This window comes from Thermaurantimonas sp., from assembly GCF_046299575.1.
In the GTDB taxonomy this organism is placed as follows: domain Bacteria; phylum Bacteroidota; class Bacteroidia; order Flavobacteriales; family Schleiferiaceae; genus Thermaurantimonas.
The window spans coordinates 304,682-322,966 of record NZ_JBKBHX010000002.1; the positions used below are offsets into that span (position 1 = coordinate 304,682).

At 41.1% G+C, this 18,285-nt stretch carries 16 protein-coding genes; 8 read left to right on the forward strand and 8 right to left on the reverse strand.

Annotated features, from left to right (window positions below; genetic code table 11):
• Positions 1-360: 360 nt before the first annotated feature.
• The 8 genes from ACK4EX_RS03835 to ACK4EX_RS03870 all read right to left on the reverse strand — a co-directional run bounded on the left by ACK4EX_RS03835 (position 361) and on the right by ACK4EX_RS03870 (position 8,349).
• Positions 361-1,662, reverse strand: a complete 1,302-nt coding sequence (locus tag ACK4EX_RS03835; protein ID WP_409770379.1) for a cryptochrome/photolyase family protein — start codon at positions 1,660-1,662, stop codon at positions 361-363.
• A gap of 62 nt (positions 1,663-1,724) precedes the next feature.
• Positions 1,725-2,411: a tRNA pseudouridine(55) synthase TruB gene (gene truB, locus ACK4EX_RS03840; protein WP_409769885.1), complete on the reverse strand. Its 687-nt coding sequence runs from the start codon at positions 2,409-2,411 to the stop codon at positions 1,725-1,727.
• A 10-nt stretch (positions 2,412-2,421) separates the two neighbouring features.
• Positions 2,422-3,234 carry an undecaprenyl-diphosphate phosphatase gene (locus tag ACK4EX_RS03845; protein WP_409769887.1) on the reverse strand — a complete coding sequence of 271 codons (813 nt, stop codon included), beginning with the start codon at positions 3,232-3,234 and terminating at the stop codon, positions 2,422-2,424.
• Positions 3,231-3,479: a DUF3098 domain-containing protein gene (locus ACK4EX_RS03850; RefSeq protein ID WP_409769889.1), complete on the reverse strand. Its 249-nt coding sequence runs from the start codon at positions 3,477-3,479 to the stop codon at positions 3,231-3,233. Before ACK4EX_RS03850 ends, ACK4EX_RS03845 begins: the two co-directional genes overlap by 4 nt.
• The gene (locus ACK4EX_RS03855; protein WP_409769891.1) at positions 3,476-4,345 is read right to left on the reverse strand and encodes a cell division protein FtsX; all 870 of its coding nucleotides are present in this window, start codon (positions 4,343-4,345) and stop codon (positions 3,476-3,478) included. The genes ACK4EX_RS03850 and ACK4EX_RS03855 overlap by 4 nt, the downstream gene beginning before the upstream one ends.
• Before the next feature lie 7 nt (positions 4,346-4,352).
• Positions 4,353-6,623, reverse strand: a complete 2,271-nt coding sequence (locus tag ACK4EX_RS03860; protein ID WP_409769893.1) for a penicillin-binding protein 1A — start codon at positions 6,621-6,623, stop codon at positions 4,353-4,355.
• A gap of 11 nt (positions 6,624-6,634) precedes the next feature.
• Positions 6,635-7,186, reverse strand: coding sequence for a gliding motility lipoprotein GldH (locus ACK4EX_RS03865; RefSeq protein WP_409769894.1), 552 nt, complete (start codon positions 7,184-7,186; stop codon positions 6,635-6,637).
• Positions 7,183-8,349, reverse strand: a complete 1,167-nt coding sequence (locus tag ACK4EX_RS03870; RefSeq protein ID WP_409769896.1) for a stage 0 sporulation family protein — start codon at positions 8,347-8,349, stop codon at positions 7,183-7,185. Before ACK4EX_RS03870 ends, ACK4EX_RS03865 begins: the two co-directional genes overlap by 4 nt.
• Before the next feature lie 174 nt (positions 8,350-8,523).
• Here ACK4EX_RS03870 and ACK4EX_RS03875 point away from each other — a divergent pair, with 174 nt between their 5' ends.
• From ACK4EX_RS03875 to ACK4EX_RS03910, 8 genes are all read left to right on the forward strand, one after another.
• Positions 8,524-9,762: a Glu/Leu/Phe/Val dehydrogenase dimerization domain-containing protein gene (locus ACK4EX_RS03875; protein ID WP_409769898.1), complete on the forward strand. Its 1,239-nt coding sequence runs from the start codon at positions 8,524-8,526 to the stop codon at positions 9,760-9,762.
• The gene (gene nhaD, locus ACK4EX_RS03880; protein ID WP_409769900.1) at positions 9,759-11,144 is read left to right on the forward strand and encodes a sodium:proton antiporter NhaD; all 1,386 of its coding nucleotides are present in this window, start codon (positions 9,759-9,761) and stop codon (positions 11,142-11,144) included. The genes ACK4EX_RS03875 and nhaD overlap by 4 nt, the downstream gene beginning before the upstream one ends.
• Before the next feature lie 105 nt (positions 11,145-11,249).
• Positions 11,250-11,945, forward strand: coding sequence for a MotA/TolQ/ExbB proton channel family protein (locus ACK4EX_RS03885; RefSeq protein WP_409769902.1), 696 nt, complete (start codon positions 11,250-11,252; stop codon positions 11,943-11,945).
• Between the two features lie 12 nt (positions 11,946-11,957).
• The gene (locus ACK4EX_RS03890; protein WP_409769904.1) at positions 11,958-12,350 is read left to right on the forward strand and encodes an ExbD/TolR family protein; all 393 of its coding nucleotides are present in this window, start codon (positions 11,958-11,960) and stop codon (positions 12,348-12,350) included.
• Between the two features lie 5 nt (positions 12,351-12,355).
• A complete protein-coding gene (locus ACK4EX_RS03895) occupies positions 12,356-13,162 on the forward strand; it encodes a hypothetical protein (RefSeq protein ID WP_409769906.1) in 807 nt (268 codons plus the stop codon).
• 113 nt (positions 13,163-13,275) lie between these two features.
• Entirely contained in the window at positions 13,276-16,077 is a 2,802-nt protein-coding gene (locus tag ACK4EX_RS03900; protein ID WP_409769908.1) for a TonB-dependent receptor domain-containing protein, read from the forward strand.
• A gap of 37 nt (positions 16,078-16,114) precedes the next feature.
• The gene (locus ACK4EX_RS03905) at positions 16,115-17,542 is read left to right on the forward strand and encodes a hypothetical protein (protein ID WP_409769910.1); all 1,428 of its coding nucleotides are present in this window, start codon (positions 16,115-16,117) and stop codon (positions 17,540-17,542) included.
• Between the two features lie 73 nt (positions 17,543-17,615).
• Positions 17,616-18,275, forward strand: coding sequence for a hypothetical protein (locus ACK4EX_RS03910; protein WP_409769912.1), 660 nt, complete (start codon positions 17,616-17,618; stop codon positions 18,273-18,275).
• Positions 18,276-18,285 lie beyond the last annotated feature (10 nt).

Genomic DNA, 18,285 nt, shown 5'->3' on the forward strand with positions numbered 1-18,285 from the left:
AGAATTTCACCAGCAGACTGTGAACATAACGACAGCAATATTACGTAATTTTATTCTGAAAAAAAGAAATCAAATTAAAAATCAGCAAAGTGCTAACATGTATCGAAAGAACATAATAAACAGTCGATTATCAGTTCTTCATTTCAATACCGGATGAGGATGGATTTCATCCGGCTGTTTTAAAATTTTACTCTTTAGTTTTTATGAATTCAGATTGATAAGAAATCAGACCGAAGAAAACCTGCTCCGCTTTGGATTGCTTTTGTCTAAGATTTATTGAAGCAAGATTAATTAATTGAGATACGGTGTGAAATGTCATAAAATTCAAATCCTAGCAGAAAATTATCGGAAAAAAACTGTTTATTCCAGAGCTTTCTTGTACCGCTGGATAGCACGGTTGCGTGCGAAAGTGTGTTCAATGATCGGCTTGGGATAGGCTGGGGTGTTTAACTCCGGCACCCATTTTTTTACGTAGCTCAAATTTTTGTCAAACTTCTCAGTTTGCAGTGCCGGATTAAAAATTCGGAAATAAGGTGCTGCATCGTTGCCACTACCGGCTGCCCATTGCCAACCGCCTACATTGGAGGCCATTTCGTAGTCGAGCAATTTGGCGGCAAAGTATTGTTCTCCCCAGCGCCAGTCGATCAATAAGTGTTTGGTCAGAAAGCTGGAGACGATCATGCGCACGCGGTTGTGCATAAAGCCGGTGGCGTTTAATTCGCGCATACCAGCATCTACAATAGGGTAACCGGTCAGCCCTTCGCACCATGCTTTGAAGTGCTCTTCGTTGTTTTCCCACTCGATGCGGTCATATTCGGGTTTAAAGGCTTTTTCAGGAATGTGGGGGAAGTGATACAGAATCATTTGATAAAAATCTCTCCAAATCAGCTCGTTGAGGTACTTTTCATTTGTAGCAGCGGCTATGCGGGCGAGGGATCGGATGCTTATGGTGCCAAATCGCAGGTGAACACTTAGGCGCGACGTGCCCTGTGTGGCCGGAAAGTCTCTTTTTTGGTGATAGTTTTGGATAATGCCTATTGGAATTTCTCTCGATGGATATGAGTAAGAAGTCGTCACAAAACCCATTTCTTCAAGGGTAGGTATGGGCCTTGATGCGGTTTTGTAAAAATTCGAAAAATAGGCCTCAGTAGGATACGATTTTAAGTAAAAATCGTTGAGCTTCTCCTTCCATTTTCGGCTGTAAGGCGTGTACACCGTGTATGGTTGTCCATTGTCTTTTAAAACCTCGTTTTTTTCAAAAATTACATGGTCTTTGGCCCCTGTGAATTTGATACCTTTTGATTGAAGCAGTTCATATATCTGTTTATCGCGCTTATGAGCGTAGGGCTCGTAATCGCGGTTGGCAAATACTTGACCTATGGGGAGCTCTTCGGTGAGTTGAGGCCACACTTCCTCAGGAAATCCATACTTCACCAAAAGGGTCGATCCCAGCTTTTCTAATTCAGCCATTAGTCTTTTAACCTCCTGATAGATGAAATTTACTCTGCGATCGGTTTTATCCTGTAGTTTATCGAGTATATGCCGGTCGAAAATAAAGAGTCCAAGGACAGGCAAGCCGGATTTTAAAGCGTGATAGAGGGCTGCGTTATCTTCGAGTCTCAAGTCTCTTCTGAACCAGTGTATGGCAATTTTTTCCATAATTTATGTGTTTAAAAACATTTTTAAAACAGGTATAAAAAGCTGCTGTTCAGATGTTCTGAGTATTAAAGAACCTCTTCTAGGGATTCAAATTTTATGGAATCTTCAACGCGAAAATCTCCGGATTGAACTCTTCTCAGCTCGGTTAGGTAGGCACCACAGCTGAGTTTTTGACCGAAATCGTGTACAAGGCTGCGTATGTAAGTACCCTTAGAACAGTGCACCTTAAAGTAAAAAAACGGTGGAGAGTAGTTGGTAATTTCGAATTTGTAGATCTGAACCGGACGGGCTTTCAACTCCTTCTGCTTTCCAGCACGAGCCAGTTCATATGCCCGCAATCCGTCAACTTTAATGGCGGAAAAGAGTGGGGGAGTTTGAAGGATCTCTCCTTCGAAAGCCGATGCAACCGTTTGAAGCTCTGCGATGTCGGTCGGCAAAGGGAGGTTGGTGGGTATTTCTTGGGTTTCGCGGTCGTAGCTGGGTGTAATATAGCCCAGCTTTCCTTGTCCCGTGTAAGTTTTTGAGTCGTTGATTAGGCGATCTATTTTTTTTGTAGCCTTACCTGTACAAATAACTAATAGCCCGCTGGCCAATGGATCGAGTGTACCTGTATGACCTACTTTAATTTCTTTGAGGTGATATTTTTTTTTGATAATACCCCTGATTCGCCTTACTACATCAAAAGATGTAATGCCAAATGGTTTATCAATAAGCAAAATAATGCCATTGAGGTAATAATCGGCGGACTTCACGCACGATGAATTAATAATAGTAGTATGACACAATGGATATGAAACCGACTACAAAACAATAAAATGAAAAATACTTCAGTTGAGCGCGTTTAACCATTGAAATCATAAGATTGCACGCGAAGATGCCCACCAAAAATGATGTGGCAAAACCAGCTAAAAGCACCGAGAAAGGCACTTGTGTAGGGTTTTCAACGGCTGAGACTTCCTGAATCATCTCTCCAGCATCGAGAATGATTTTTCCAAATATTACAGGTATTACCATCAAGAAGGAAAACCGGGCAGCTTTTTCGCGATCTATTCCGAGTATTACTGAAGTGCTGATGGTGGCGCCCGATCGAGAAATCCCGGGCAAAATGGCTATAGCCTGAGCTACACCAATGAAAAAGGCATTTAATGGAGTAATAGACTTATTCGTAGCTTTTGACTTATCAGCAATAAATAGGAGCAATCCCGTAATAATAAGCATGACCCCAACAAAGGCGATTTTGCCTTCGAAAAGCGCTTCGATTTGTTCTTCAAACAAAAGGCCTATAACTCCTGCTGGAATCATAGAAAGTATAATAAGGCCGGCAAATTGAGTTTCTTCGTTGTTTTTGAATTGAAGTAAACCGTTGATGAGCTTACCTACGTCTCGGCGATAAACTACAAGGGTAGCAGCAGCTGTGGCAAAATGTACTATTACGGTAAAAAGAAGGCTTTCTTCACCTTTCATGTGTAGACCGAGCAGAGCTTTGCCGATTTCGAGATGGCCACTGGAGCTCACGGGTAAAAATTCAGTTAGCCCCTGTAGTATTCCCAATATTATTGCATCAATCAGGTTCATTTTTCTTGGTCTTTTGGCTGGTACATGATGGCAAAGATCTGCGTAATGAATCCGAGTATGATTAATGCAGGAGCGACTCGTATTCTTCTAGGACTAAAAATTTCTTCGTTAAATACATTAGGATCATCACTACCACCACCTTTCATCAGAAGATATCCAATAGCCATAAGTAAAATACCTCCTATCATAATCAGATAGTTGGTTTTTCCAAATATTAAGGGCTTTTGAGAAGGATTGTGTTTCATGCGTACAACTGTTCTATGTCTAACTGAAGATATTTATTAAGGGCAAATAAAGTACAGACAGATGAAACAACCACGCCCAAAATGCTCAGCATGGGAATATTTGCGTAGAGAATGGATTCATCGAGCTGAATAAACATTTCCGACGTCCAGCGCAGTGAGTATTTGTACAAAGCCAACAGGAGTCCTGAAGCGAATAGACCTGAGATAAACCCTTGTAGGACAGCGTTTAACATAAACGGGCGGATGATAAACCAATGCGTAGCTCCTACCAGCTGCATGGTTCGAATGATGAATCGTGAAGAATAGATCGATAGCCGTATGGAAGAATTGATCAATGCGATAGAAACCAACAACAAGATAACTACCATGCCTAAAGCTACATAAGTGAGTTTTTTTAGATTAGAATTCATTAAATAAATTAAATCTTTATCGATTACAACTTCATCGACGATGGGCTCAGATTTTAAAAGTTTTTCAATGGAGGCAATTTCTTGCTCGTTGGCAAACTGTTCATAAACATTGAGCTCTATGACATCCGACAGAGGATTAAAACCTAAAAATTCGATGAAGTCTTCATTTAGGTCTTTTTTGAGCATTTCAGCAGCTTCTTCCCGCGTGATAAGCTCGGTACGACGAATACGTTCGTCGGTTTCTAAAATCTTTTGCAGTCTTCGCGCATCTGCCGGATTAACTTCAGGTTTTAAAACAACTAGTAAGGTAAGGTTTTCTTTGAGGTTTTTGGCAATTATGCGAGCATTAAAAACGATCGATCCAAAAACACCCAGAACAAAGAGAACGAGTGTTTGAGAGATGATTACACTTACAAAATTTGCTCTAAGCCTGTTTTTCAAGTAGGTACGGGCCATAGCCTTGTTATCTTATCCAATCTGGTAAATCGTCACTGCTTTGCTTTTGTCGGTACAAGTTGCAGTCAGTAATAATGGTGATAGGTTCCTGAGGAGGCTCAAAGTCGGATCGACTAACCTTTAAATTTGGGTCAGCATAACACTTTTTCATAAAAAGTGCCCAAACGGGCATTGCAGCTGTGGCACCTTGTCCAAAATAGGTAGAGCGGAAGTGTGCCGAGCGGTCTTCGCAGCCAACCCATGCTCCGGCCACAAGGTTGGGCACCATACCTACAAACCATCCATCGCTGTTGTTTTGAGTAGTTCCTGTTTTGCCGGCTATGGGATTATCGAATCCCCAGGGAAAACCCGTAACGACATTTTCGAGATATGAGCCCCCTTTGCTGCGTAGGCGTGCACCTGTACCATACTGTGTTACAGCTTTAAGGATGTCGAGCATCACGTAGGCCACCTCTTCGCTCATCACCTCGCGGGTTTCTGGTTCAAATTCGGCCAGCACTAAGCCGTTTTTATCTTCTATGCGCAGTATTACAATGGGTTCTGTGTAAGTGCCTTTATTAGCAAAGGTGGTGTAAGCCCCAATAAGTTCATACACGCTTAAGTCCATAGTACCTAAGGCGATGGAGGGAGCTTCCGGCACTTCGCTTTTAATGCCTAAGTCTTTACACAGTTGTACTACGCTGGCCGGCCCTATTTGCTTCATCAGGAAGGTACTAACCGTATTTTTACTTTCGGCTAATGCCCGCTTGAGGGTCATCATTCCTTCGTATTTATCGTCTGAGTTTGAGGGGCACCAGTCCTTTAGAAGGCCATACATTCCTGCTTCTATGCAAATACGCGCATCGGGCACTTCGAAGCACGGACTGTATTTTTTTTCTTTAATGGCTGTGGCGTACAAAAACGGTTTGAAAGTAGAACCCACTTGACGTTTGGCTTGAAAGACGTTGTCGTACTTAAAGTGCTTGAAATTAATGCCTCCAACCCAGGCTTTAATGAAGCCAGTTTGCGGCTCGACTGCCATAAATCCACTTTGGTAAAACGACTTGTAGTAGCGTATGGAATCTAGAGGCGACATGAGTGTATCGATCTCCCCGCTCCATGAAAAGATTTGCATGGGCATAGGAGTTTTGAAATTTTTCATAATAGAATCTTCACTCACGCCTGTGGCTTTCAGTTCCTTATATCGTCCGCTACGCTTTACGGCACGCATCAGGAGGTCTTCGATTTCAGCTTGGGTAAGCTTTACAAAGGGAAAGTCTTTTCGACCTTTTTCTTTGGCAAAGAATACTCTTTGGTAATTTGATAAGTGTTCTGCCACGGCTTCTTCGGCATACTGCTGCATGCGCGAATCGATGGTGGTGTAAACCTTTAATCCATCGGTGTAAATGTTGTACATCGATCCGTCGGGCTTTCTATGTTCTTTTACCCACTCGCTTAAAAACAGTCTGATGTGTTCTCTCAGATAAGAGGCCAGTCCTTCGTTGTGGCTTTGTTTTCTGAAATTTAAACTTAATGGCTTGTTTTTGAGCTCTTCGAACTGTTCAGCCGTTATAAATTTGTTTCGAAGCATTTGATTCAATACGACATTTCTTCTCTGCAAGGCTCTTTCAGGAAATCGAATCGGGTTAAAAAATGAAGGGTTTTTAGCCATCCCCACCAGCAATGCTGCTTCGTGGATTTCTAAGTCTTTTGGGCTCTTGTTAAAATAGATTTGAGCTGCTGATTCGATGCCTACGGCTTGGTAGAGAAAGTCAAACTGATTAAGATACATTGCCAGGATCTCTTGCTTCGAATACTGGCGCTCAAGACGTAAGGCGATGATCCATTCCTTGACTTTTTGGATGATGCGTGTAAAGATGTTGCTCGGTGGCTCGTGAAAGAGCATTTTGGCAAGCTGCTGTGTGATGGTGCTGCCACCACCTGCCTGACCAAGCAGAAATACAGCACGCATCAAAGCTTTGACATCGATGCCCGAATGGCTGTAAAATCGCTCATCTTCTGTAGCTACTAAGGCATTCACCAGATGAGGACTGAGATCTTCAAACTCTGCATGTGTTCTGTTTTCTTTGTAAAATTTACCGAGCACTACACCATCTTGTGATATAATTTGAGTTGCGAGATTGCTTTTGGGATTTTCAATTTCTTCAAATCCTGGTAACGGTCCGAAAGCTCCAATAGCAACACTTGTAATAAAAAGCAAAAACAAAGCTGCCACAGCACCTACTGTGTACCAAAAAAGCCTGACGTAATTTGGTTGATTTTTTGTGCTATTTGCCATTTCACAGGTATTTATTTTACTTCTTTTATTACAATGCCTACTTTCTCTATTCCGGGTAGGGAATCGATGCGCATTAAGTGATTAAAATCTACGTAATAATATCCAATGTTACCGAAACGAAGAGGTCCTTTTCCGATGGTATTTTCTAATACTTTTGTATATGAAAATCCCTTACCAGTCATCTTTCCCATTTCGTCGAAGAGCACATAGTTAGCGGTATCTGCGTACTCGCGATTGTCTTCAAAAAAAATTTCTCTTTTAACGTATAGATTGGCAAAAGGATATTCACTTGTGTAGTGTAAAATAGATTTTATTAAATATACTTTTGTTGTATCTTCAATAAAGAATTGGAACGAAAGTGTAGTGTCTTTATGCCAAGGTTTTTTTATTTCTATAATTTCAATGTGGTAAACATTGTTATTACATGATTGAAGTGACCAAATTGCTAAAAATAATAGTAATGCAATTGAAAAAAAAATTATTTTGTTTACACTTAAATATTTAAATCTATTCAGAACATTATGTATGAATAATGGGGAAGAAAATTTTTTAAAAAACATCATTTTTTGGTAGATTTATTTTGGCTGTATTTTGCCTTTTTCTTTTTGTTTCTTTTCTTCTTTTGTGTCTCCTTTTCACTATTATCTGTAGTGTCGAGATTAGAAGTTAGCAAAGGAGTAACAGGAATTTCAGTGCTATGAGGTTGCTGTTCTACGAGTGATTCAAGGTTTTCAGCCAGTATATTATTTTTATTATCTTCAATGGTTTTGAGTACATTGTTAAGAGGTATTCCATGCCAATTAGTCGTATTATCGGTGTAGGCATACCATAGTATGCGTCTGAAGATATCCACTTTTTGCAGCACAGCCTCTCCGGCTTTGGTTTTTAGCACTTGATTGAAGTCGGGAAATTCTTTAATGGCCTCCATGTAGGAGTCGAGTTCATAGTTTAGGCAGCATTTAAGTTTTCCACATTGGCCTGCAAGTTTTTGGGGATTAAGGGAGAGTTGTTGATAGCGTGCTGCTGAGGTGTTCACTGCTCTGAAGTCGGTGAGCCAGGTAGAGCAGCACAACTCTCTGCCGCACGAACCGATGCCTCCAAGACGGGCGGCCTCCTGGCGAAAGCCTATCTGGCGCATTTCGATCCGAATGCCGAAAGAGGCGGCCATGTCTTTTATGAGGTTTCTGAAATCTACCCGCTCATCAGCTGTGTAATAAAAGGTGGCTTTGGTACCATCTGCCTGAAATTCTACATCGGATATTTTCATGCGCAGATTGTGTTTTTTGGCCAGTTCACGGGTTTTTAGTTTTAAGTCCTCCTCCCGTTGTTGATTTCTAGTCCATATAGATATGTCTTTTTGGGTAGCCTTGCGTAGGATTCGCTGTTTTATTTCTACTATATCACTTTTTTGCTTTTTGCGCATTTGTAGCCTTACAAGTTCACCAGCAAGGGATACAACCCCTACATCCCAGCCTTGAGCGGCCTCTACCACCACTACATCGCCGATGTGTAAACTCAATTTGTCTGGATTATGGTAAAATTCCTTACGTGTTCCTTTGAAGCGAACCTCTACATAAGGGCAAGGATTCAGAGCATTTTGCTCTGTCATGTTTGCCAGCCAATCAAAAATGGGCAGTTTATCGCATCCACCAGTGGAGCAACTCCCGTTGTTTCTGCACCCTTTAGGCAATCCCTTGTCTGACTTACTGCATGATGCACATCCCATTTTTGAAGAAATTATGACCGCAAAGGTAAACATTTCAATATCCAACGGCCGAATGGACTGCTGAGCGTCGATCAAGTAGGCGTTAAGGATATCTAAAAATCTGAAAACAAAACAAATAAGAGAAAATGGCTAAAGTCTCTAAATAATTTTGCCGGTCGAATTTTAATTATTTGAATGGAACTGATTAAAAAATTTGAAGCACAGGCACCTGAAATTGTTTTTGAATGGAACGATAGCGAGAGCGAAGCTCGCGGTTGGGTAGTGATCAATTCGCTTAAGGGCGGTGCTGCGGGCGGTGGCACACGCATGCGGAAGGGTCTCACAAAAGAAGAAGTGCTTTCGTTGGCAAAAACGATGGAAATTAAGTTTGCTATTGCAGGCCCTCCCATTGGCGGAGCAAAATCAGGCATTGATTTCGACCCAACCGATCCCCGTAAAGTCGAGGTGTTGACTCGTTGGTATAAAGCCATAAAACCCTTGCTGAAAAATTATTATGGAACTGGTGGAGATTTAAATGTTGACGAAAAAGAAGAAGTAATCCCAATCACCCACAGTCTAGGTATTGAGCATCCCCAGGAAGGAGTATTAGTAGGTCACTATGCACCTGACGAAGCCACCAAAGCTCAGAAGATAAATAATTTGCAGAGAGGAGTTGTGTTGCCTGTGACATCAGAGAGCATAGCACCAAAAATTAAAAATACACTTACAGTATCTGATTTAATTACAGGATATGGTGTAGCAGAGGCGGTAAAACATTATTACTCAGTTTTTAGAGGCTCAGATTTAGACGGTAAAAGAGCTATCATACAGGGATGGGGAAATGTGGGTGCTTCAGCTGCCTACTATTTAGCCCTCAATGGCGTAAAAATTGTTGGAATCATAGATCGCAATGGAGGAGTCTTAAATGCAGAAGGTTTTGGTTTTCAAACAATAAGAGAATTTTTTGAGAACAAATCCCAAAATTCGTTAGTAGCAACTGATATGATGGATTACGCTGAGGTAAATGAGAAAATATGGAGTATCGGTGCCGAAATTTTTGTGCCGGCAGCTGCTTCCAGATTGGTAACAGAACAGCACTTGGACCAAATGGTTGCCACTGGGTTAGAGGTAATTTCCTCCGGAGCTAATGTGCCCTTTGCCGATGAAGAAATTTTTTTCGGTCCGATAGCTACTAAAGCAGATTCACTCGTGAGCATTATACCTGATTTTATAGCTAATTGCGGCATGGCTCGAACATTTGCTTACCTTATGAGCGATGAGGCCCAGGTGAATGATCAAGCAATTTTTTCAGATGTTTCTAACAGGATTTTAATGGCTATTAAAAAGTGCTTTGAGGTGAATCAATCACTCGTGGGTATTATGAGGTCTGCATATCAGCTGGCATTGTCATCACATAAATCCCTGTTCTTATGATGGAGTACATCATAGTTTTGGTCTTTGTCGTCGGATATGTGGCCATAGCCCTCGAACACAAAATTCACATAAACAAGGCAGCTTCAGCATTGGTCACTGGTGTGATTTGCTGGGCTTTGTATGCACTTTCGTCTTCACAACTTGTAAATTGGAACGACGTAGCGCATCACCTGGGCATCTCATTTTCAAATCCAGATAAAGAAAAAGTTTTAGAATACATATCCGATCACCAGTTGCTCGAGCATCTTTCAGAGATTGCGAGTATCTTGTTCTTTTTAATCGGTGCTATGACGATAGTAGAAACTATCGATGCACACGGAGGCTTCTCAATTATTACTAATCGCATAAACACTACGAGCCGGTTGTCGCTTATGTGGCTGGTGTGTGGCTTGACCTTTTTTATGAGTGCAGCACTTGATAACCTAACTACTACCATAGTGATGGCTTCACTCGTACGGAAAATGGTAGCTAACTACAAAGATCGTTGGCTTTTTGCTGGCATGATCGTAATAGCAGCCAACGCTGGCGGGGCGTGGTCGCCTATCGGCGATGTAACCACCACCATGCTTTGGATTGGCAAGCAGATTACTACTGTGAGAATCATAACGATGGTCTTCATTCCCAGCTTAGTTTGTATTGTAGTGCCATTGTTGCTCTTGACACGCAGCTTAAAAGGAAATATCAGTCACCCTGTCATCAAGGTATCATCAGGCCACAGTTATCCGGCCGTTACACCCAAAGAGAAGAAAATAATATTTGTCGGTGGTATTCTGTTGTTGCTATTTGTGCCTGTTTTTAAGGCAGTTACACATCTACCGCCCTTTATGGGTATGATGCTTAGTCTTGGAATCATGTGGATAGCCACAGAAATGCTCCACCGCAAGAAGCCCTTTGCTGTGCAAAGGGAATTATCGGTAATCGGTGTAATTCGCAAAATCGATATGGCCTCTGTGCTGTTTTTCCTGGGAATTCTTCTGGCAGTGGGCAGTTTACAGAGCATGGGTACCTTAAAGCACCTGGCTACATTTCTTGATCATACGATCGGAATAGAGCACAAATCGGGAATCATTCTGTTGGCTTTATCCATAGGTTTGTTTTCGAGTGTAGTAGATAATGTACCTTTAGTAGCCGCAGCAATGGGCATGTACCCCATTCAACCGGGTACTTATTTTGAACAAGATGGATTGTTTTGGGAGTTTTTGGCTTATGCAGCCGGTACAGGAGGAAGTGCCCTTATAATAGGCTCGGCGGCCGGAGTAGCGGTGATGGGAATTGAACGCATTACGTTTGGTTGGTATTTTCGAAAAATCGCCCCACTTGCTTTGATTGGCTACCTTTCAGGAGCACTTATTTACGTGTTGCAATACAATATTTTTCATTGACTATAAGTTACAACTTTCAGTGATCCTTGTAAGATAAAAAGCAATCACTTTCATGATTGAGGTCATGACTTTATGTTTGCCACTATAAAAAATGTGATAAAAACAATGTTCCTACAGATTCAAACAGGTGTAAATCCAGGTTTTGAACCCACACAAGAACCAGTTCAGAAGACTCTTTCGATTATGGAATTGATCACAAGCGGGGGAGTTGGCGGTATTATTATCATGTCCGTTCTGTTTTTATTGTTTTCAATTGCTATATACATATTCTTTGAGCGCTATCAATCTATTTCAAAAGCTGGTAAGCTTGACCAAAACTTTATTAATTCTATTAAAGCACAAGTATCTGCAGGTAAGCTCGATGCGGCCAAAGCCATGTGTGCCTCAGCTAATACCCCGGTGGCTCGAATGATCGAAAAAGGCATCAGCCGAATAGGACGCCCGCTAAAAGACATAGCAGCAGCTATTGAAAACACAGGAAAAATTGAAGTTTTACAGTTAGAGAAAAATTTAGCCCTACTTGCCACCATTTCAGGTGCTGCACCTATGATCGGATTTTTAGGCACCGTTATCGGTATGATTCTCGCCTTTCATGAGATGGCTGCCGCTGGTGGACAAATTCGAGTTGATATGCTGGCGGAAGGTATTTACACGGCTATGACTACTACGGTTGCCGGACTGCTTGTAGGTATAGTTTCATACATGAGTTATAATATTTTGGTTACTAAAGTGAACAATGTGGTGTACAAAATGGAGGTAAGCGCTACGGAATTTCTCGACCTTTTGAATGAAGCTGTTTAAAAAAACACGGCTATGGACCTGAGAGGAAGAAATAAAGTAAGTGCAGAATTTAGCATGGCTAGCATGACTGATATTGTCTTTCTGCTGCTCATCTTTTTCATGCTTACTTCTACACTCGTCACCACCAGTGCATTAGATCTGATTTTACCAAAAAGCAAAGCCGAAACTGTTAAGAAACAAGATGTATCGGTAGCTATAAAAAAGGATTTAAAAATCACCGTAAACGACAGACCTGTAACAGAAGATGCTCTCGAAGCTGAGTTGATTTCTCTAACAGCCGGTAAAGAAGCACCGGTCATTATCTTATTTGCTGACGAAAGTGTACCCACCGGCAAGGTAGTGAAGGTGATGGATATAGCTTACCGAAACCGAATGAAAATGGTACTGGCAACCGACCCAAAATAATCAAAATGGATTGGCCAAAAACAAAAGAAGAGAAAAATGCCTTAGTACTTACGATTTTGATCAACCTCGTGTTGTTCATCTTTTTTCTTTTTTTTGGCCTCACTTATCTCGATCCAAAACCTGAAGAGGGCATTGCCATTCAATTCGGATTCAATGCAGATGCTGGAGGTCCGCAAAACATTACAAATCAGCTACCTCAACCCTCGCAGACTTCATCTTCCTCCTCAAATACATCAAAAACTGAATTCACTTCGCCTACTCAAGATATAGAAGACGCTCCTGCTGTAAGTCAAAACAAAGTCCCTAAAACCACGCAAAAACCACAGGAAAACAAAAAACCTGAAGATCCGCAACCTCAGGAAAATAAACCTCAGATCGACCAACGCTTGCAAAATATTATCAACAATCCGAACCGAGGTACAGGCGGACAAAGCGGGAGCGGTTCACAAGCCGGTACACAGGGTTCGCCCACAGGAACAAACGAAAGCGGTACCTCTGGAGGCGGAGGTTCAGGAGCAGGCTCCAGCGGCACCGGGTATTTTCTCGGAGGTCGAACCGCACAAGTAAAACCCAAACCCGATTACAATTGCCAGGAATTCGGAAGAGTAGTCGTACGCATAAAAGTAGATCAAAACGGTAATGTTATCGAAGCTATACCAGGCGTTAGCTTTCAGAACTACTCAACAAACGTTTTTTCTGAATGTCTCAATCAGAGGGCTCGCGACGCTGCTATGCGTACCAAGTGGAGTGCTGATCCCGATGCCCCGGAAGAACAAGTAGGTTACATTATTTACGAGTTTAGAAAAAACTAATTGTTTATCAACTAGTTATCCCTATTTTTTTGCCCTCCACTTAACACACATTTAATATTGTAATTAATGTTACTTAACCTTATGCGGATTGCTTTGCAGTCAGTAAAAAACGCATGAGGAAAATCTTTTATTCCACCATTTTAACTATTCTATTAATACCTTTCATAAGCGCACAAAACGCCACAATCAGAGGAAGAGTAATTGACAAGCAAACCAAGGAAAGTTTAGTAGGTGTAAATATTATTCTCAAGGGTACCTCAATCGGTGTTTCCACTGATATTGATGGTTTCTATGAATTTAAAGTACCTGCGGGTAAGCATACTTTGGTTTGCTCATACGTAGGATATAACCAACAGAGTGCAGCCATTGAAGTAGTTGGAGGCAGAGTTTACACACAAAATTTTCAAATCGAAGAATCCACCCAGCTGCTAAACGATGTCCAGGTAGTATCTACTAAGGTAACAAATACTCAGAGCGCCGTAATTCTTGAAGTGAAAGAGGCCAAACAAGTGGTTTCAGGTATATCAAAGCAGCAAATAGCTATTTCACAAGATAACAATGCCGCCCAGGTAATGCAGCGAATTCCCGGTATTACGATTGTAGACGGCAGATTTGTAATGGTTCGCGGACTGAACGAGCGTTATAACAACGTAATTATCAATAACACCCTTGCACCGAGTACCGAGGTAGATCGCAGAACTTTCTCTTTTGATCTGATTCCAAGTGGAGCGCTTGACCGAATGCTCATTTTTAAATCAGCCACTCCGGAATTGCCAGCCGATATGGCAGGAGGCATCATTAAACTGTTTACCAACAACACCGTAGAATCGAATTTTGATCAGATTCAGTATGGTATAGGTTATCGCACGCAAACAACTTTTCAGCCATTTTACAGGACTAAAGGTTCTTCAACCGATTTATTAGGATTTGACACCTATCGCAGGTTGCCTTCCGACTTCCCGTCTACCGACCGCTTTGAAAGCCTTCCCACTTTATCACCCGAGCGTGCAAGGTTTGCTCATATGCTTCCAAATAATTTTACAACTCAAGAATACACAGCTTTGCCAGATTTCAGTATAGGCTATACTCTTGGACGCGTTGTGAATTACGGAAAAAATCAATTTTCAAATATTACAGCATTCTCGATATCACAATCTTACGTTCATGCCACAAGAAGTTTCAATCGCTTTCTAGAATACGATACCACCCGCCCAAACGAGGTTTTACCTCGATTTGAATTTATCGACAACATTTATGAAAAGAACAACAGAATTTCTCTAATGTCAAATTTCTCCTGGCTTAGAGGTTCAAAATTCAAGATTCAATGGAGTAATCTCTTTAATCAAATTGGCGAAAACGAGACCAACATTCGGGTAGGTGAAGATTATATACAGGACATTGGCATGCGCAGACATTATCTGCTCGGATATCGCAGTCGCTCTATTTACATTACACAAGGTGAACTAAACTATCACATGGACGACCACCAATCTCTTAATTTCACCGTTGGCTTTAACTTTCTCAATGAATCAGAGCCCGATTTAAGGCGTTTTAGAACCTTTCTCCCAAATAACTCATCTGATGGAAAATATGTAATGATTACTCCGCCATCTTCAAATCTATTTGATGCCTCTAGATACTACGGCACTTTGAATGAGGTCTCATCATCACAAGCTCTTAACTATGTGTACAAGTGGAATAAGCCAGGGTTCTTCCAGGTGCTAAAAGCTGGTGTTTTTTCTGATATAAAAGTTAGAACTTTTGAATCTAGATACTTCTCATATTTAATTCCAGGTTCCGTACCCTCAGATCGAAAAGCAGAACTCGAGCGTTTGCCACTTGATGAAATTTTCTCTAATGAAAATGTAAATCCTGTTAATGGATTTGTTTTGAGAGAGGGTACGCGCCCTGTTGACTCATACGACGCAAGTAATCTGCTAACAGCTGCCTACCTCGGTGTAAATTCCGAATATCGACGCTTTAACTTTGATTATGGATTTAGATATGAGTACAATATTCAGCGCCTCGACGGTTATCAAGGATTAGTTCCGGTGCGTGTAAATAATCCGTTTGGCAATTTCTTGCCAATGCTCAACATAAGCTATTATTTGAACGAAAAAACACAGCTTCGCATCGCATATTCACGTACTGTTAACAGACCTGAATTCCGTGAATTAGCTCCTTTCCTATTTTACGATTATAAACTCGATGCCAATAAGGTGGGTGAACCTTCATTGACCAATGCAGTAATCGATAACCTCGACTTCCGTTACGAATACTATCCCCGACTGGGCGAAGTGATTAGCCTTGCAGCGTTTTACAAATATTTTGATAATCCTATAGAGCAACGAAACATTGTAACATCTGAATTACCACAGTTTACCTTCATTAATGCTGACTATGCCCGAAACTATGGCTTGGAGCTTGAATTCAGAAAGAGTCTTAAAAATGTTGTAGTAAATCCTATTCTAGAGCGATTGAGCTTTAACATTAACGCCTCTTACATTTATTCAGTAGTTGATTTAGGTGTTCAGGCTTCTGCACAGACCCGTGTTCGTCCGCTTCAAGGTCAGTCACCATACATCTTTAATGCTATTACAGCTTATACCAATGAAAAGCGAAAAGAAATCATCTCCCTTGCATACAACATCTTCGGTGAAAGACTTTTCGCTATTGGCGATGTAAACTTCCCTGATATTTACGAGCTTCCAAGACACAGTATAGATTTAACTCTTTCAAAATCTTTTAACAAGTCTCAAATTAAGTTCGGGATTCAAGATCTCCTAAACTTCAAATACAGATTTTATCAAGATACCGATCGCAATGGATCACCGTATGACGCATTAGATCGAAACATCTTCAGCTTTCGTCGAGGTACTTTGATAAACCTTCAATTCACTTATGACCTGCGATAAAATATTGAAAAGTAACTTAAACCTAAACCCAACAACAATGAGAAACTCCCTAAAAGCAGCTTTAATGTTTTCTGCTGCCCTTGTCATCTCATCTTGTTCGAAGAAAGATGATGACAATAACAATAACAACAACAACCAACCCACACTAGTGGAGTTGACAGGTGACCTTACAACCCGCACCCTCACAGCTGACAAAAAGTATTTGCTGAAGGGTCAGGTATTTGTGAGAAATGGCCAAACACTGACTATAGAGCCAGGTACAGTGATATTCGGTGACCGCAGAACAAGAGGTACCCTCATCATCGATCGCGGGGGAAGAATAATAGCACTTGGTACAGCTACTAAGCCTATTGTATTTACTTCAGGAGTAGAAGAAGGTCTTCGCGACCGCGGTGACTGGGGTGGTCTTGTAATCCTCGGTAATGCTGCTTGTAACCAAGTGGATCCCACTATCGAAGGTATCGATCCTCCAGTATATTTCGGTGCTAACCCTGCTAACAACAACTCAGCTAAAACTGCCAACAACACAGAATCATCAGGTGAGCTCCGCTATGTACGTGTAGAATTTGCTGGTATCGAGCTTTCACCCAACAACGAAACTAACTCTATCACTATGGGTGGAGTTGGTAGTGGTACCATCATGGAGTACTGCATGGTATCTTTTGGTGGCGACGATGGTTTCGAATGGTTCGGTGGTACAAATAATGGTAAGTACCTCATCTCATTCGCTATGTGGGATGACGACTTCGACATCGATTTTGGTTGGTCCGGTAACGTTCAGTTTGGTATTGCCGTTCGCTATCCTGGCTATGCTGACCAGTCTGGTTCAAACGGTATTGAAACTGATAATGGACCCAATGATAACGATGTACAACCATACACTAATGGTGTATTGAGCAACATTACAATTGTTGGCCCTATCAAATCAGGTTCATCAATCAGCAACGCCAACTTCCAGCACTGCATCGACGCCCGTCGCCGTACGGCTCTTTCAATATTTAACTCAGTTTTTACCGGCTTCCCGAGAGGTCTTCGTTACAACCAACCTTCAGTACTTACCAACTATCAGAATGGTACAGGTGTATTGGCTAATAATATCCTGATTGCTCCGGGTAATGCCAACAGATACTTCGCTGGCACTGGAATGAGTGCTGATTCAGTGCGTACTAACTGGGAAGCTAACAACCAAACCTTTAACGTTATCTCTGACTCTACTCATAATCACTGGGGTCTGAATCCGAACGTATTCTTCGGTAACCGTCTTCCAAACCAGTACTCTGGTGCTACATTCACAATTGCTACTGGTAAGCCTCTCTTGACAGGTGCTTCTTTCAGCAATGCTAAGTTCAACGAAGCTACTCGTACAAACTTCTTCGATAAGAATGTGACCTTCCGCGGTGCATTTGGTACAACTGACTGGACAGCCGGCTGGGCTGAATTCAACCCTATTGATAAAAAATATTAATATTTAAATGTACATTAGCCGGGACAGAAGTCCCGGCTTTTTTTTAAAAAAGCTAATAAGTTTACTAAAACACATGAGTTTAAAAACACTATCGAAAATTCTATTCGTAATAATCATTTTTAAGTTTGTTTCATGCAGTACATCTTCCTTTGATTTTACACCTGACAATCATCTAAACTCCTACGAAGATTCCGTCTTTAAATATTCTATTATTCGCTATGCCGGTAAACTACCTCCTAAAGCCACTCACCGCATAAAATTCGACCCATCTTTTGATGAATATTACATTCAATTAGCTCGGCGTCATAAAATTGATTTTTACTATCCATCAGAAGATGGTTTTATTTATTTTCAAATCAGTCGAATAGCGCCAAGTCTTCACGAAAAGTACGTGGGAATAGGTGGTAAATTGAAAAAAGACTTAGAAGGAAACATTACTTATTACGAAGAAGTGTATAGAACATGGAAAATGCCATACGATGATTTGATAAAGGTATCCAGACAGGTATTTATCGATATGGTAAATGGTAAAAAACTCGATAAATATTATACAAAAAATACACCTGACAACGTCTTTATTATTGAATTTCCTGACGAAGAAACGTATTTTGATACCGAAAAACGTATCTGGGTATCAAAGAGAGAAAGTCCATTGATTGAATTTGAAAATGAACGTCAGGAATTGTATGAAAAAAAATTCTTCGAAACTAAGAAATCGGACAGTTTGAATTAATTAAAAAAAC

Coding starts and splice junctions, on each gene's coding strand:
- ACK4EX_RS03870 (WP_409769896.1), bottom strand. CDS start 8,349: ATGGGATGTGCATCATGCAGTAAGTCAGACAAGGGATTGCCTAAAGGG.
- ACK4EX_RS03895 (WP_409769906.1), top strand. CDS start 12,356: ATGGATTGGCCAAAAACAAAAGAAGAGAAAAATGCCTTAGTACTTACG.
- ACK4EX_RS03855 (WP_409769891.1), bottom strand. CDS start 4,345: ATGGCCCGTACCTACTTGAAAAACAGGCTTAGAGCAAATTTTGTAAGT.
- ACK4EX_RS03905 (WP_409769910.1), top strand. CDS start 16,115: ATGAGAAACTCCCTAAAAGCAGCTTTAATGTTTTCTGCTGCCCTTGTC.
- nhaD (WP_409769900.1), top strand. CDS start 9,759: ATGATGGAGTACATCATAGTTTTGGTCTTTGTCGTCGGATATGTGGCC.
- ACK4EX_RS03865 (WP_409769894.1), bottom strand. CDS start 7,186: ATGATGTTTTTTAAAAAATTTTCTTCCCCATTATTCATACATAATGTT.
- ACK4EX_RS03910 (WP_409769912.1), top strand. CDS start 17,616: ATGAGTTTAAAAACACTATCGAAAATTCTATTCGTAATAATCATTTTT.
- ACK4EX_RS03885 (WP_409769902.1), top strand. CDS start 11,250: ATGTTCCTACAGATTCAAACAGGTGTAAATCCAGGTTTTGAACCCACA.
- ACK4EX_RS03890 (WP_409769904.1), top strand. CDS start 11,958: ATGGACCTGAGAGGAAGAAATAAAGTAAGTGCAGAATTTAGCATGGCT.
- ACK4EX_RS03845 (WP_409769887.1), bottom strand. CDS start 3,234: ATGAACCTGATTGATGCAATAATATTGGGAATACTACAGGGGCTAACT.
- ACK4EX_RS03860 (WP_409769893.1), bottom strand. CDS start 6,623: ATGGCAAATAGCACAAAAAATCAACCAAATTACGTCAGGCTTTTTTGG.
- ACK4EX_RS03900 (WP_409769908.1), top strand. CDS start 13,276: ATGAGGAAAATCTTTTATTCCACCATTTTAACTATTCTATTAATACCT.
- ACK4EX_RS03875 (WP_409769898.1), top strand. CDS start 8,524: ATGGAACTGATTAAAAAATTTGAAGCACAGGCACCTGAAATTGTTTTT.
- ACK4EX_RS03850 (WP_409769889.1), bottom strand. CDS start 3,479: ATGAAACACAATCCTTCTCAAAAGCCCTTAATATTTGGAAAAACCAAC.